Annotated in this window: 13 protein-coding genes; 9 read left to right on the top strand and 4 right to left on the bottom strand. The window is 74.9% G+C overall.

Features of this window, described 5'->3' with window-relative positions; all coding sequences use genetic code 11:
• The first annotated feature begins 23 nt into the window (after window positions 1–23).
• The 7 genes from GA0115242_RS25565 to GA0115242_RS25600 all read left to right on the top strand — a co-directional run bounded on the left by GA0115242_RS25565 (window position 24) and on the right by GA0115242_RS25600 (window position 7,537).
• Window positions 24–437 carry a DUF3151 domain-containing protein gene (locus tag GA0115242_RS25565; protein WP_093832374.1) on the top strand — a complete coding sequence of 138 codons (414 nt, stop codon included), beginning with the start codon at window positions 24–26 and terminating at the stop codon, window positions 435–437.
• A gap of 163 nt (window positions 438–600) precedes the next feature.
• Entirely contained in the window at window positions 601–1,449 is an 849-nt protein-coding gene (locus tag GA0115242_RS25570) for a tryptophan 2,3-dioxygenase family protein (RefSeq protein WP_093832376.1), read from the top strand.
• The gene (kynU, locus tag GA0115242_RS25575; RefSeq protein ID WP_093832378.1) at window positions 1,442–2,686 is read left to right on the top strand and encodes a kynureninase; all 1,245 of its coding nucleotides are present in this window, start codon (window positions 1,442–1,444) and stop codon (window positions 2,684–2,686) included. Before GA0115242_RS25570 ends, kynU begins: the two co-directional genes overlap by 8 nt.
• Before the next feature lie 341 nt (window positions 2,687–3,027).
• The gene (locus tag GA0115242_RS25580; protein WP_093832380.1) at window positions 3,028–3,918 is read left to right on the top strand and encodes an alpha/beta hydrolase; all 891 of its coding nucleotides are present in this window, start codon (window positions 3,028–3,030) and stop codon (window positions 3,916–3,918) included.
• Between the two features lie 339 nt (window positions 3,919–4,257).
• Window positions 4,258–5,574: a sensor histidine kinase gene (locus tag GA0115242_RS25590; protein ID WP_093832384.1), complete on the top strand. Its 1,317-nt coding sequence runs from the start codon at window positions 4,258–4,260 to the stop codon at window positions 5,572–5,574.
• A gap of 17 nt (window positions 5,575–5,591) precedes the next feature.
• Complete coding sequence (locus GA0115242_RS25595; protein WP_093832407.1) at window positions 5,592–6,269, top strand: response regulator; 678 nt, start codon at window positions 5,592–5,594, stop codon at window positions 6,267–6,269.
• Between the two features lie 62 nt (window positions 6,270–6,331).
• Window positions 6,332–7,537, top strand: a complete 1,206-nt coding sequence (locus GA0115242_RS25600; RefSeq protein ID WP_093832386.1) for a cytochrome P450 — start codon at window positions 6,332–6,334, stop codon at window positions 7,535–7,537.
• Window positions 7,538–7,567: 30 nt separating this feature from the next.
• Here GA0115242_RS25600 and GA0115242_RS25605 read toward each other — a convergent pair whose 3' ends face one another.
• Entirely contained in the window at window positions 7,568–9,181 is a 1,614-nt protein-coding gene (locus GA0115242_RS25605) for an ABC transporter permease (RefSeq protein ID WP_093832388.1), read from the bottom strand.
• Window positions 9,178–10,119, bottom strand: a complete 942-nt coding sequence (locus GA0115242_RS25610; protein WP_093832390.1) for an ABC transporter ATP-binding protein — start codon at window positions 10,117–10,119, stop codon at window positions 9,178–9,180. The genes GA0115242_RS25605 and GA0115242_RS25610 overlap by 4 nt, the downstream gene beginning before the upstream one ends.
• Window positions 10,120–10,192: 73 nt before the next feature.
• On the opposite strand from GA0115242_RS25610, the gene GA0115242_RS25615 reads away from it, so the two are divergent.
• A complete protein-coding gene (locus tag GA0115242_RS25615) occupies window positions 10,193–10,690 on the top strand; it encodes a GbsR/MarR family transcriptional regulator (RefSeq protein ID WP_093832392.1) in 498 nt (165 codons plus the stop codon).
• 76 nt (window positions 10,691–10,766) lie between these two features.
• Here the strand turns inward: GA0115242_RS25615 and GA0115242_RS25620 are convergent, their stop codons facing one another.
• Entirely contained in the window at window positions 10,767–11,603 is an 837-nt protein-coding gene (locus GA0115242_RS25620) for a diacylglycerol kinase (RefSeq protein WP_093832395.1), read from the bottom strand.
• Window positions 11,604–11,798: 195 nt separating this feature from the next.
• Here GA0115242_RS25620 and GA0115242_RS25625 point away from each other — a divergent pair, with 195 nt between their 5' ends.
• Complete coding sequence (locus GA0115242_RS25625) at window positions 11,799–13,082, top strand: adenylosuccinate synthase (protein WP_093832397.1); 1,284 nt, start codon at window positions 11,799–11,801, stop codon at window positions 13,080–13,082.
• Between the two features lie 472 nt (window positions 13,083–13,554).
• On the opposite strand, the gene GA0115242_RS40905 is transcribed toward GA0115242_RS25625, so the two are convergent.
• Window positions 13,555–14,724: hypothetical protein (locus GA0115242_RS40905; RefSeq protein ID WP_161353275.1), on the bottom strand; the 1,170-nt coding region annotated here is incomplete at its 5' end.

A 14,724-nucleotide genomic window follows, 5' to 3' on the forward strand; every position in this document is an offset into this window, starting at 1 on the left:
TGGCCAGGAGGCAGACTTGGTCCATGACGATTCACGAGAACCTCCTCGGGGGGCCGCCCCCGACCCACCTGCCCGACGACCCGGAGCCCCGCGAGCTGCTGGCCGCGGGCACGGCGCCCGCCGACGTCGCCGCGAAGTACCCGAAGTCCTCGCTCGCCTGGGCCCGTCTCGCCGACGAGGCGTTCGAGCGGGGCGGCGTCGTCGAGTCGTACGCCTACGCCCGCACCGGCTACCACCGGGGTCTCGACGCGCTGCGCCGGGCCGGGTGGAAGGGGCACGGCCCGGTGCCCTGGGAGCACGAGCCGAACCGCGGCTTCCTGCGCGCCCTGCACGCGCTGGCCCGCGCCGCGCAGGCGATCGACGAGCAGGACGAGTACCAGCGCTGCGCGCAGTTCCTGAAGGACTCCTCGCCCGCCGCCGCCCAGACCCTGGGCTGACCGGGCGGTCCGGGTACCGCGGGGGCTCCGGTGCGGCCCGTCTGGCGGCAGGCGGGCCTTGCCGGAAGCGGGGGGATATTGAAGGATGCGAGTGGGGACCGGGGCCCCCGTGCCGGGCTCGGCAGGGGCGGACCGCTACCCTCAGCAACAACAGGAGACAGCGATGTCCCACCAGGCTCGCTCCGTCGGGGACGCCGCGGAGCCCCCGGCCCCGCATCTCGACTTCGCCGGTACCACCCCGTACGAGGACTACGTCCGTGCGGACGTGCTCACCCACCTCCAGCACACCCTCTCCGACGATCCCGGAGAGATGGTCTTCCTGGTCACCACCCAGGTCATGGAGCTGTGGTTCACGGTGATCACGCACGAGTGGGAGACCGCCGCGCACGCCCTGCGCGAGGACCGGGTGCCGGTCGCGGTCGACGCCCTGAAGCGCTCGGTGCGCGAGCTGGACGCGCTGAACGCCTCCTGGCGGCCGCTCGGCCAGCTCACCCCGGCCCAGTTCAACTCCTACCGCTCCGCCCTCGGCGAGGGGTCCGGCTTCCAGTCGGCGATGTACCGGCGGATGGAGTTCCTGCTCGGCGAGAAGTCCGCGTCGATGCTCGTCCCGCACCGGGGCGCGCCGCGCGTCCACGCCGAGCTGGAGAAGGCGCTCCAGGAGCCCAGCCTCTACGACGAGGTGGTGCGGCTGCTGGCCCGCCGCGGTCACGCGATCCCCGAGTCGGTGCTGCGCCGTGACGTCTCGACGCGGTACGAGCCGTCGGAGGCCGTCGAGGCGGCCTGGACGGCCGTCTACGCGGGCGACGAGCACGCCGAACTCGCCCGTCTCGGCGAGGCGTTGACGGACGTCGCGGAACTGGTGTGGCGCTGGCGCAACGACCATCTGGTCGCCACCCGCCGGGCGATGGGCGCGAAGACCGGCACCGGCGGCTCCGCCGGGGTGGCCTGGCTGGAGAAACGGGCCGGGAAGAACGTGTTCCCCGAGCTGTGGACGGCGCGCTCCCATGTCTGAGGCCGCCGTCCCCGACCGACTCGCCTCCCGCGCGCGGGAGTTGGACGCGGGTGACGAACTCGCCGCGCTGCGCGCCCGGTTCGTCCTCGATGACGACGACGTCGTCTACCTCGACGGCAACTCGCTCGGCGCGCTGCCGGCCACCGTCCCGGACCGGGTCGACGACGTGGTCCGGCGCCAGTGGGGCCGGCTGCGCATCCGCTCCTGGGAGGAGAGCGGCTGGTGGACCGCGCCCGAGCGGATCGGCGACCGGATCGCCCCGCTGGTCGGCGCGGCGGCGGGCCAGATCGTCGTCGGCGACTCGACAAGTGTCAACGTCTTCAAGGCACTCGTGGCGGCCGTGCGGATGGCGCGGGAGACCGGCGGCGAGGGCCGGGACGAGATCGTCGTCGACGCCACCACCTTCCCCACCGACGGGTACATCGCCGGGTCGGCGGCCCGGATGACCGGGTGCGCGCTGCGGCCGGTCGAGCCCGCCGGGGTCCCCGGTGCGCTCGGCGACCGCACGGCGGCCGTGCTCCTCAACCACGTCGACTACCGCACCGGACGCCTGCACGACCTGCCGGGGCTGACCGCGGCGGTGCACGCGGCGGGCGCGGTCGTGGTCTGGGACCTGTGCCACAGCGCGGGCGCGCTGCCCGTCGGACTGGACGCGCACGGGGTGGACCTCGCGGTCGGCTGCACCTACAAGTACCTGAACGGCGGCCCGGGTTCGCCCGCGTACCTGTACGTGCGCCGGGACCTCCAGGGCCGTTTCGACTCGCCGCTGCCCGGCTGGAACTCGCACGCCGAACCGTTCGGGATGCGCTCCGCGTACGAGGCGGCGCCGGGCGCGGTGCGCGGCCGGGTCGGCACCCCGGACATCCTGTCGATGCTCGCCCTCGAAGCGTCCCTCGACGTCTGGGAGGGCGTCGGGATCGACGCCGTGCGCGCCAAGTCCCTTGCGCTGACGGACTTCTTCCTGGAGTGCGTCGAGGCGTACGCGGGACCGGGGCGCACGGAGTGCGTGACACCGCGGCGGCACGGGGAGCGCGGCAGCCAGGTCGCGCTGCGCTGCCCGGACGCCGGGGACGTGATGAAGCACCTGATCGGACGAGGCGTGGTCGGTGACTTCCGGCATCCCGACGTACTCCGGTTCGGTTTCACGCCGTTGTACGTGGGGTTCGCGGACGCGGAGCGGGCGGCGCGGGTGCTGGGCGAGGTGCTCGACGAGGTGGCGGGCGGGGCTACGGCCTAGCGGGCGGCGGGAGTTGGGGCCGCGGGCCGGGCCGTACGGCGCACCGGGCGGGCGGCCCGGCGAGGCCGGCGGCGGACGCGGCGGGCCGGGTGCGGGCCGCTGCCGCGGGGGTGAACGGTGAGGGTTTTGCGCTGCTTTCACCACTTCTTGGCGCCGAACTGACGGAGCCGGGCCCGGTAGAGAACCGTTTATCCCTCACCGTGCGTCACTTCCGCGTGTCGAGGCGCCGCACGGGCCTGATACGGTCCCCGCCAACGGCCGATTCCCCACCTGGTCCGCCACACCTCCCGTCGTGCGCGAAAGCCCGGGAGGTGCCCCCATCGCCGCTGAGAGGTTGGAGCATGCCGGACGACGCCGCCGCATCCCGCGCCGCCGCCGAGGAGGCGTCGGCCCTGTCGCACCCCGCGGTCGCCGCCGATGTCACCGTCGCGTACGGCGACCACCCCGACCAGGTGATCGACCTCTACGCCCCGCACGGCGACGACCGTCCCGGTGTGCTCGCGCCGCTGGTCGTGGCCCTGCACGGGGGCGCCTGGCGGACCCGCTTCGACCGCCGTCACCTCTCCCCGTTCGCGTCCTTCCTGGCCCGCCGGGGGTTCGCGGTGGCGAGCGTCGAGTACCGGTGCGGGGCGACGGGTCCCGGGGCGGACGACGCCGACGGCGTGACCGTCGCCGGGCGCTGGCCGGAGACCTTCGACGACGTCGCCGCGGCCCTGGACGCGCTGCCCGCGCTGGTGCGCGGGGCGCTGCCGCGGGCCGACTCCCGGCGCCTGGTGCTCACCGGGCACTCGGCCGGGGGCCATCTCGCGCTGTGGGCGGCGGCCCGCCATCTGCTGCCCGCCGACGCGCCCTGGCGCACCGCGGGTCCGCCGCCGCTGCGGGGCGTGGTCGCGCTGGCGCCGATCGCCGACTTCGAGGTGGCCGAGAAGCTCGCCGTCTGCGCCGGGGCCGCCCGTCAACTCCTGGGCGGGGAGGCGGTGTTCGAGGAGCGCCGCCCGTACGCCGACCCGGCGCTGCTGCTGCCGACCGGGATCGCGACGACGCTGGTGCAGGGCCGCGCGGACGGCATCGTCCCGTACCCGGTCGCCGAGGCGTACGCGGACGCGGCGGCGAAGGCGGGCGAGGTGGTGGGGCTGACCCTGCTGGAGGACGTCGGCCACTTCCCGCTGATCGACCCGGCGGCGGACGCCTGCGCGGTGGTCGCGGAGGAGATCGCCCAACTCGCCTTCTGAGCCCGGCGCGAGGGACGGCCCCGGGGGGATGCGGCGGAGACGCGGGCAGACGGCCACGCGGCCACGCGGGCAGACGGGCAGACGGTCACGCGGGCAGACCGGCACCGGGGCAGACCGGCACGCGGACAGACCGGCCGGGCTGCGGCCGGACGCACCCGGCCGGGGCGCCGCCCCCACCGCCGCCCCAGTCTCCCGTGCCGCCGCCCCAGTCTCCCGTGCCGCCGCCCCAGTCTCCCGTGCCGCCGCCCCGTCTCCCCTCCGTAGTACCTGAGACGGACCTCCCGGGACCCCCCTCACTGGTGACGACGGGGTCACCCGTTCGCACCTACCGTCTCTCCTGTGAACGACACGAGCCAGACGCAGCACTACAAGCCGCGCAGTCCGGAGGGCCGGGCCGCCGCAGACGCCCTGCGCGGGCTGCGGCAGGACCTGTTCCACGAGGCCTTCGCCTACCGTCCGCTGCCACCGATGGGCACCGAGGGCCCGCTGGTGCGCCGCCTGCCCGGCGGACTGCGCGAGCGGGCGGGCTGGCTGCCGCACGCCGTGGTGGTCGCCGCAGCCCTCTTCGCGCTGCTGCTCGCCGGTACGACCGGCACCGGCGGCCTCGACTCGCTGGCCATGGGCGCGCTCGCGGCGGGACCGATCCTGCTGACCCTGGTGCGGCCGGTCGGCGCGTTCTGGCTGTCGATGGCGGCCACCCCGGTCTGCGCGGTCCTGGCCGGTGAGTGGTACGACTGGCCGTGGCTGCCCGCCAACTTCTTCGCCCACCTCGTCGTCCTCACGGTCGTCGCGGCGCGCACCCGCCCCCGCACCGCGGCCTGGATGTGGCTGGTGACGGCGGCCTACGGCACCGCGCTCGGCGGCGCCCGCGGCTTCGGCTCCAACACCCCGCCGCTGCTGTTCGTCTCGGCGCTCGCCCTCCTCGTCGTCACCGTCCGGCACACCCGCAGGCAGGCGCAGCAGGAGGTGACCGCGCAGCAGACGGTGACCGCGCAGGAGCGGTCCCGGCGCACCCTGCTGGAGGAGCGCACCACCATCGCCCGCGAGCTGCACGACGTCGTCGCCCACCACATGTCGGTCGTCGCGATCCAGGCCGAGGCAGCCCCGTACCGGGTGGAGAACCCGCCGCCCGAGCTGGAGGCGGCGTTCGCCACCATCCGGGAGAACGCGGTGGCCGCGCTCACCGAGCTGCGCCGTGTCCTGGGGGTCGTGCGCGCGGCGGACTACGAGGTGCCGGAGGCGCCGCAGCCCACCCTCGCCGACCTGGACGGCCTGCTCGCCAACGTGCGCGACGCCGGTCTCGACGTCGGCAAGACGGTCACCGGTGCGGTGCGCGAACTCCCGCAGGGCGTCGAGCTGTCGGCGTACCGGATCGTGCAGGAGGCGCTGAGCAACACCCTGCGGCACGCGCCGGGGGCACGGGCTTCGGTCGAGGTCGGGTACGTCCTGGGCGGGCTGGGCCTGCGGATCGTCAACGGGCCGCCGCCGCAGCCGTCGCTGGTCAAGCCGTCGCCGGGGGCGGGGCACGGGATCACCGGGATGCGGGAGCGGGTCGGCATGCTCGACGGCGAGATGACCGCGGGCGCCACCGCGGAGGGCGGCTACGAGGTGACGGTGTTCCTGCCGGTCGCGCGCGCCGCCGAGGACGCGTCGTGACGGGCGCGGCGGCCCCCGTGACGGCCGCGGACGGCACGGGCACCATCCGGGTGCTGATCGCGGACGACCAGATGATGGTCCGCGAGGGCTTCTCGGTGCTGCTGAACGCGATGCCGGACATCGAGGTGGTCGGCGAGGCGGTCGACGGCCGGGAGGCGGTGCGGCGGGTGCGGGAGCTGACGCCCGACGTGGTGCTGATGGACATCCGGATGCCCGAGCAGAACGGCATCGAGGCGACCCGGGAGATCGTGGCCGCCGGGGGCGCCTCGAAGGTGCTGGTGCTGACCACGTTCGACCTGGACGAGTACGTGTACCAGGCGCTGCGCGCGGGGGCCTCCGGGTTCCTGCTGAAGGACGCCTCGGCCCGCCAGCTCGCCGACGGGGTGCGGGTGGTGGCGTCCGGCGAGGCGCTGCTGGCGCCCTCCGTGACCAGGCGGCTGATCACCGAGTTCTCCAAGCTGGCGCCCGCGCCCCGGCCGACCGCGCAGGCGTACGGGGACCTCACCGACCGGGAGACGGAGGTGCTGGTGCTGATCGCGCAGGGCCTGTCGAACGCGGAGATCGCCGGGCGGCTGGTGGTCGCGGAGTCCACGATCAAGACGCATGTGAGCCGCGTCCTGGTGAAGCTGGGGCTCAGGGACCGCACCCAGGCGGCGGTCTTCGCCTACGAGGCACGGCTCGTCACACCGGGGTGAGGGGCGGGTGAGAAGGACGACACCCCTGGTCAGACCGGGGGGTGCCGGGCTAGCGTCCGGGCATGGGAGCCTTCGATCCGTGGGACCCGGCGTTCGTCGCCGACCCGTACCCCGCCTATGCCGAGCTGCGCGCCCGAGGGCGGGTGGAGTACTTCGAGCCGAGCGACCAGTGGCTGGTCGCGCACCACGCGGACGTCTCGGCGCTGCTGCGGGACCGGCGGCTGGGGCGGACGTATCTGCACCGGTTCACGCACGAGGAGTTCGGGCGGACGGCGCCGCCCGCTGAGCACGAGCCGTTCCACGTGCTCAACGACCACGGGATGCTCGACCTGGAGGCGCCGGACCACACCCGGATCAGGCGCCTGGTGTCGAAGGCGTTCACGCCCCGCACGGTGGAGCGGCTCCAGCCGTACGTGCGGGAGCTGGCCGGGCGGCTGGTCGGTGACCTGGTCGAGGCGGGCGGCGGCGATCTGCTGAAGGACGTGGCCGAGCCGCTGCCGGTCGCGGTGATCGCCGAGATGCTGGGGGTCCCGGAGGCGGACCGGGCGCCGCTGCGGCCCTGGTCGGCCGACATCTGCGGGATGTACGAGCTGAACCCGTCGCGGGAGACGGCCGAGCGGGCGGTGCGCGCGTCGGTGGAGTTCTCGGAGTACCTGCGGGAGCTGATCGCGCAGCGGCGGGCGCGGCCGGGCGACGATCTGATCTCGGGTCTGATCGCGGCGCACGACGAGGGCGACCGGCTCTCCGAGCAGGAGATGATCTCGACCTGCGTGCTGCTGCTGAACGCGGGCCACGAGGCGACGGTGAACGCGACGGTCAACGGCTGGTGGGCGCTGTTCCGCAACCCGGACCAGCTCGCGGCGCTGCGCGCGGACCCCACGCTGGTGCCGACGGCGGTGGAGGAGCTGATGCGCTACGACACCCCGTTGCAGATGTTCGAGCGCTGGGTGCTGGACGACATCGAGATCGACGGCACGACGATCCCCAGGGGCGCGGAGATCGCCCTGCTGTTCGGGTCCGCCAACCACGACCCGGAGGTCTTCGACCGCCCCGGCACGCTGGACCTCGGCCGGACGGAGAACCCGCACATCAGCTTCTCCGCCGGGATCCACTACTGCATCGGCGCCCCGCTGGCCAGGATCGAGCTGGCCGCGTCCATGCGGGCCCTGCTCGAACAGGCGCCGGATCTGGCGCCTGTGGCGGACCCGCAGCGCAACCCGAACTTCGTCATCCGGGGCCTGAAGGGGCTCGACGTGCGGGTGGGGTGAGGCGCGGGCGGTCCCGGTGCCGGGCGGGGTTCAGCCGGTCAGGTCCCGGCGGCGCAGGCCCACGAGTCCCGCCCCGGTCAGCAGCGCGGCGAGGGCCGTCAGGGCGAGGACCGGCGGCCACTGCACCGGGGCGCCGGGCAGCGGGGGCAGGTGGGTGAAGGGGGAGAGGTCGAGGACCGCGCGGGGGGCGTCGAGGGCGGGGCCCACCCAGCCGGTCAGCAGGGCCGCCAGCGCCACCGCCCAGGCCACCCGGGCGTACCGCGGCGCCCACCCGTACAGCAGCACGGCGAGGCCGCCGACCGCCCAGACCGCGGGGAGGCGGACCAGGCAGGCGCCGAGCAGCGCGGCGGGCCGCGCGCCGTATCCCGCGGTCAGGCCCAGGCCCGCGACCACCATCAGCAGGGCGGAACCGGCGAAGGCGACCGTCAGGTGCCCGGCCGCCCAGCGCAGCCGTCCGAGCGGGGCCGCCAGCAGCGGTTCCGCCCGCCCCGACGTCTCCTCGGTGTGGGCGCGCAGCACCGACGCGACGGCGAACAGCGCGGCGAGCATGGCGAGCATCCCGGTCATGGAGGCGAGGAACGCGTCGGCCGGTGCCGCGGGTCCGCCCGTGCGCCGGAAGATCGCGCGGGCGCCCGCGCTGTCCTGGACGATGCCCGCCACGCTGTCGGTGAGGCTCCCGTAGACGATCCCGGCGGCCAGGAAGGCGGCCGACCAGCCGAGCAGCGAGCCGCGGTGCAGCCGCCCGGCGAGCGCGCCCGCCGTGCCCAGGCGTCCGGCGGCGGGCCCCGGCCGGGTCGGCAGGAAGCTCGCGCCGAGGTCGCGGCGTCCGGCCAGCGCGTAGGCGGCGGCCGTCTGGACGGCGACGGCGGCGGCGAACAGGCCGAGCACCCACCAGCGTTCGCGGGCGTAGGGGCGCAGGTTCTCCAGCCAGCCCAGCGGGGAGAGCCAGGTCGCCGCCGAGGAGCCGTCGGGGGTCGTGGCGTCGCCCGCGGCGCGCAGCGCGAACGCGGCGCCGAGGAGGGCCGCCGTCAGACCGCGGGCGGCCCGCGCGCTCTCGGTGAGCTGGGCGACGACGGCCGCCGCCGACCCGAAGACCAGCCCGGTCGCGCCGAGTCCGAGCCCGAGGGCGAGCGCGCCCGCCACTCCCCGGGCGGCCAGGCCCGCGGTGACCAGCAGGGCCAGCGCCGCGTCCGCGACCAGCGCGGTGAGCAGGGCGGAGGTGAGGGCGGCCCGGCGGCCCACGGCCCCGGACGAGATCAGCTCCTGACGGCCGCTCTCCTCCTCGTCCCTGGTGTGCCGGACGACGACGAGCAGGCCGGCCGCGGCGGCGAGCGCGGCGGCGTAGACACCGACCCGCCAGGCGGTCAGCGCGCCGGTGGAGGTGCCGTGCAGCGGGCCGATCAGGGCGCGGAAGGAGGGGTTCGCGGCGACCTGGTGGAAGAGGGAGGCGCGGGCGGACGCGGTGCCGTAGAGCCCGTCGAGGGCGCCGGGCGTGGCGAGGACGATCAGCGCGGGCACCGCGACCCAGGCCGGCAGGAACAGCCGGTCCCGGCGCAGCGCGAACCGCAACAGGGTGCCGGTGCCGACGAGTTGACGGGGGACGCGGATCGCGCGGGGGGCGGCCGGGACGGCGGGCGCGGTCATCGCGCGGCCGCCGTGCGGTCGTCGCCGGTGCCGGTGCCGGTGCCGGTGTCGGTGCCGTCCTGCCGGTAGTGGCGCAGGAAGAGTTCCTCCAGGGTCGGCGGGGTCGAGGTCAGGGAGCGGACCCCGGTCGCGGTCAGCGCGCGCAGGGCGGCGCCGAGTCCGGCGGCGTCGACCTGGAACCTGACCCGGTCGCCGCGCACGTCGAGGTCGTGGATGCCGGGCAGCAGGTCCAACCCCTGCGGCGGGCCCGCGAGTTCGGCGGTGACGCTGGTGCGGGTGAGGTGGCGCAGCTCGGTCAGCGTCCCGCTCTCGACGGTGCGCCCGGCCCGCACGATGCTGACCCGGTCGCAGAGTTCCTCGACCTCGCTGAGCAGGTGGGAGGAGAGCAGCACCGTCCGTCCCCGGTCGCGCTCCTCGCGCACGCAGTGCCGGAAGACCTCCTCCATCAGGGGGTCGAGGCCCGACGTCGGTTCGTCCAGGAGGAGCAGGTCGACGTCCGAGGCGAACGCGGCGACCAGGGCGACCTTCTGCCGGTTGCCCTTGGAGTAGGTGTGGCCCCTGCGGGTCGGGTCGAGGGCGAACCGCTCGATCAGGTCGGCCCGGCGGCGGGTGTCGAGGCCGCCGCGCAGCCGCCCGTAGAGGTCGATGACCTCGCCGCCGGACAGGTCGCGCCAGAGGGCGACGTCGCCGGGGACGTAGCCGATGCGGCGGTGCGCCCGCACCGCGTCCCGCCACGGGTCGAGGTCCAGCACCCGGGCGCTGCCGGAGTCGGCGCGCAGCAGGCCGAGCAGGACGCGCAGGGTGGTGGACTTGCCCGCGCCGTTGGGGCCGAGGAAGCCGTGCACCTCGCCGGTGCGGACGGTCAGGTCGAGGCCGTCGAGGGCGCGCGTGCGGCCGAAGGACTTGCGCAGTCCGGTGACCGTGATGGCCGTCGTCATGCTCCCGAACGTACGCTTGCTTCAGAAATTTGTGAAGTTAAGGAACCGTATGAAGTCTGGCTAGGATGGGGGCATGAGCGCATCAGACGGGACCGAGCGGGACCCGGAGGCCGTCTCGCGGTTCGTGGAGTCGTTCGCGGCCCAGCTCGTCGAGGCCGGGATGCCGCGGATGCCGGCCCGGGTCTTCGCCGCGCTGCTCTCCGCCGACGCGGGCTCGCTCACCTCGGCGGAGCTGGGGGAGCTGCTGCGGATCAGCCCGGCCGCCGTCTCCGGGGCGGTGCGCTACCTGGCCCAGGCGCACATGGTGGCGCGGGAGCGCGAGCCCGGTTCCCGCCGCGAGCGCTACCGGGTGCGCGGCGACCAGTGGTACGAGGCGCTGACCAACCGCGAGTCGATCATGAAGCGGTGGGAGATCGCCCTGCGCGAGGGCGTCGCCAGCCTCGGCCCCGAGACCCCGGCGGGGCGCCGGATGGCCGAGACCCTGGCCTTCTTCGAGTTCGTCGAGGGCGAGATCGCGGAGATGATGTCCCGCTGGCGCGACCACCGGGACCGCACCTTCGGCCCCTCCTAGACCCCCGGGAGACCCCGGGCCCCGGGACACGCAGGGCCGCCGGGCACAAAGGCCCCCGGGCCGGCGGCGGGGCGTGTCACGCCCGGTGCGGCACCGTCAGGCCCCACGCCCCCTCCCAGACCGTCCAGGTCCGTCTGCGGACCGGGCCCGACACCGCGGCGTCCGCCCGGTAGTGGAAGTCGGCGCCCGAGACGGAGACCGTGCGGCCGGTCGCCAGCAGCGGGGTCGCCTCGGCGCCCACCGACGCCGGATGCACCTCCACGGTCGCCAGGCCCGACCGGCCGGGGGCCACCCGCACCGTCTCCACCGGCTGGTCGAGGTCGACCACGGTGACGCCGTCCACCTCCACCCGCAGCCGGGCCGGGCCGCCGGTGAGCTGCGCCCGCGCGGGCCGGGACGGCGCCAGCGTGCGCACCAGCGTCTGGCAGGTGCGCAGCCACGGGTGGGCGACCGGGTCGAGGCCGCGCTCCGGCGGCGCGTCCGGCGCCGGGGGCGGTATCCGCAGGGTGCCGAGGACGACCCCGTCGCTGTCGTCCACGAGGAGGTCGAGCCGCCGCTCCACCCCGTCCAGCACCGCCCGCGCCGCCGCCACCGTCCCCGTCGGCACCCCGAGCGACCCGGCCACCGACAGCAGACCCCCCACCGGCACCACCGACAGCACACATTCGGCCAGCTCCCGCCGCCGGTGCAGCAGCGACACGGTGCGCACCAGCGCCCGGTCGTCGCCGATCAGGACCGGTCGCCTCGACCCGCGCCTGGCCAGCGCGCGGGCGAATTCCTCGGGGTCGGCCGGGAGGCACACCTTCGTCGTCGCACCCGCGCTGAGCACGTCTTTCGCGATCCGTACGGACTCGCCCTCGGTCCTCCGGGCGACCGGGTCGATGACCACAAGGAGCTGGTCGGAAGTCGCCACCTCGGTCCTGCCTCGCTTCCTCGGGTAGCATCTTTGTGCAAGAGCCCCTTGCGCTATTGCGCCAGGGGCTTCGTCTATTCCGGGGCATCCGGTCCGAAGGTCTGCGGCCAACGACGGTCGCGGTGCACATGGCGGTGGATCCTCCGTGTACGCCCCTGACCTTGGACATGCCCCGCCCGGAAGGGGTGTACGCGCGTGCCCGCACTTGTGCTGCTCGGTGCTCAGTGGGGTGACGAGGGCAAGGGGAAGGCGACGGACCTGCTCGGCGGCTCCGTCGACTACGTGGTCCGTTACCAGGGTGGTAACAATGCAGGCCACACGGTGGTCGTGGGCGATCAGAAGTACGCCCTGCACCTGCTCCCCTCCGGAATCCTCTCGCCCGGATGTACTCCTGTCATCGGCAACGGCGTCGTCGTCGACCCGTCGGTCCTGCTCTCCGAGCTGAGCGGTCTGAACGAGCGCGGCGTCGACACGTCCAAGCTCCTGCTCAGCGGTAACGCGCACATCATCACGCCGTACAACGTCACCGTGGACAAGGTGACGGAACGCTTCCTCGGGAAGCGGAAGATCGGCACCACCGGGCGCGGGATCGGACCGACCTACGCGGACAAGATCAACCGCGTCGGCATCCGGGTGCAGGACCTCTACGACGAGTCGATCCTGACGCAGAAGGTCGAAGCGGCCCTGGACGTGAAGAACCAGGTCCTCACCAAGCTCTACAACCGGCGCGCGATCGCCGTCGACCAGGTGGTCGAGGAGCTGCTCGGCTACGCCGACCAGCTCGCGCCGTTCGTCGCCGACACCGTCCTGGTGATCAACAAGGCGCTGGAGAACGACCAGGTCGTCCTCTTCGAGGGCGGTCAGGGCACCCTCCTCGACATCGACCACGGCACGTACCCCTTCGTCACGTCGAGCAACCCGACCGCCGGTGGCGCCTGCACCGGCGCCGGGGTCGGCCCGACGAAGATCAGCCGGGTCATCGGCATCCTGAAGGCGTACACGACCCGGGTCGGCGCGGGCCCGTTCCCGACCGAGCTGTTCGACGCCGACGGCGAGGCGCTGCGCCGGATCGGCGGCGAGCGGGGTGTCACCACCGGCCGCGACCGGCGCTGCGGCTGGTTCGACGCGGTCATCGCCCGCTACGCGACCCGCGTCAACGGCCTGACCGACTTCTTCCTCACCAAGCTCGACGTGCTCACCGGCTGGGAGGAGATCCCGGTCTGCGTCGCGTACGAGATCGACGGCAAGCGGGTCGAGGAACTCCCGTACTCGCAGAGCGACTTCCACCACGCGAAGCCGATCTACGAGACGCTGCCCGGCTGGTCCGAGGACATCACCAAGGCGAAGTCCTTCACCGACCTGCCGAAGAACGCGCGGGACTACGTGAAGGCGCTGGAGGAGATGTCGGGCGCCCCGATCTCGGCGATCGGCGTCGGACCGGGCCGAGACGAGACGATCCAGATCAACTCGTTCCTGTAGGACGGCAGGGGGGCGGGCGGCCGGGCGGCCGTCGGCCGGTCGACAGGAGGGCAGGGCGGTCGGGCGGCAGGAGGGCCGGGCGCCCAGGCGTCCCGCCGCACCCGGCGGCGTCCCGCCCGGTCCGGCGGTGTCCCGGCGTTCCGCCCGGTCCTGTCGGTCGCCGGACTCGGCGTTCCGCCCGGTCCCGTCGGCGTCCCGCCGGACCCGGTGTCCCGCCCGGCACGACGGTGTTCCCCGGCGCGTCCGCGGTGTTCCGCGGATCGCCGCTCGGCGCCCCCGGCTCGGCTCAGGCCGCCGGGGGCGCCGGGCGTTTCCCCGGCCCTTGCGTCTCCGCCCGCCGGGGGGCGCTCCGGGTTTCCCGGCCCTTGCGTCTCCGCCCGCCGCAGGCGCTCCGGGTTTCACGGCCCCTGCGTCTCCGCCCGCCGCAGGCGATCCGGGTTTCACGGCGCCTGCGTCTTCGGCTGTCGGGGCGTCAACGGCCTCTGCGCTGGGTCCACTTGAGCACCTCGGCCGCCGCGTCCCGTACTCCGCCGTGGCCGAAGCGCCGCAGGAGGGCGTGGGCCAGGCCGGGCGCCTCGCGGTCGAGGGCGGCGGACGTCTCGGTGACCCGCCCGGCCAGCAGGACCCGCAGCCGCCGGTCGTCGCCGGTCTCCCGGACGGCCGCCGCGAGGGCCGCCATCGCCACCGGCTCCGGTGCCCGGTGGTCCACCGCGAGCCCGAGGTCGGCCCAGTCCACCCGGTCGTCGCAGTAGCCGTGTTCGCGCAGCAGGGCCGCCTGGAGGCCCTGGGTGTTGTTGGCGGGCGGCAGCCACACCGTGGGGACGCCGGTGGCCGCCGCGTCGTAGACGTTGCCGAGACCCGGGGTCATGAAGGCGTACGCGGCGGTGCTCGTCAGCCGCAGCACCTCGGCCCGCCGGTAGGTGCCGACGGTGGTGCCGGGCCCGCACGCGACCGGCCCGGCCGGGCCGCCCGACCGCCCGGCCAGCTCGTCCGCCGTGAGCCTGCCCGCCGCGACGACCACCCGCAGGCCGGCCGGGGTCCCGGCGCGCACCGCGGCCACCATCAGGCGGGCGTACGCGGCGGTCTCGCGCGGGTGCCAGAACGGGTTGTGCAGCCCGGCCAGGTTGACCAGGACGTGTCCGCCGCCGCCCTGACGGCGGGGGCCCGGGGTGACGAGCGGCGCCACCACGACCGCGCGCCCGGTCAGCGCGTCCTCGGTGGCGACCCGTTCGCGCACGCCGAAGAAGTCCTGGGCGAGGTAGAGCACGGACGGGTCGTGGACGACGGCCGGGAAGTGCGGCCAGTACCAGGTCAGCGCGTCGTACACGGCGACCCGCAGTCCGGCCCTGCGGGCCAGCGCGGCCATCGGGAAGTCCATGGCGGTCAGCAGCAGGTCGTAGTCCTCGCCGAGTTGCCGCAGCCGGTCGAGCCGGGCCGGGCCGGGCAGCCCGGTGACGTCGTGGACGGCCGCGTACGGCGGGCGGTGCTGGAGGTCGAGGGTGTGCCCGGCGCCGATGTACCCCAACCGGCCGCAGCTCGGGGCGAGTTCGTCGGCGAGGAGGGCCGCGGCCGAGGCGGGTCCGAAGCCGAAGGGCTGCGCGGTGACCAGCACCCGGGGTCCGTCGCCGCCGGGGGACGGCCC

Origin of the sequence: Streptomyces sp. SolWspMP-5a-2 (genome assembly GCF_900091845.1) — a bacterium.
Lineage (GTDB): Bacteria > Actinomycetota > Actinomycetes > Streptomycetales > Streptomycetaceae > Streptomyces > Streptomyces doudnae.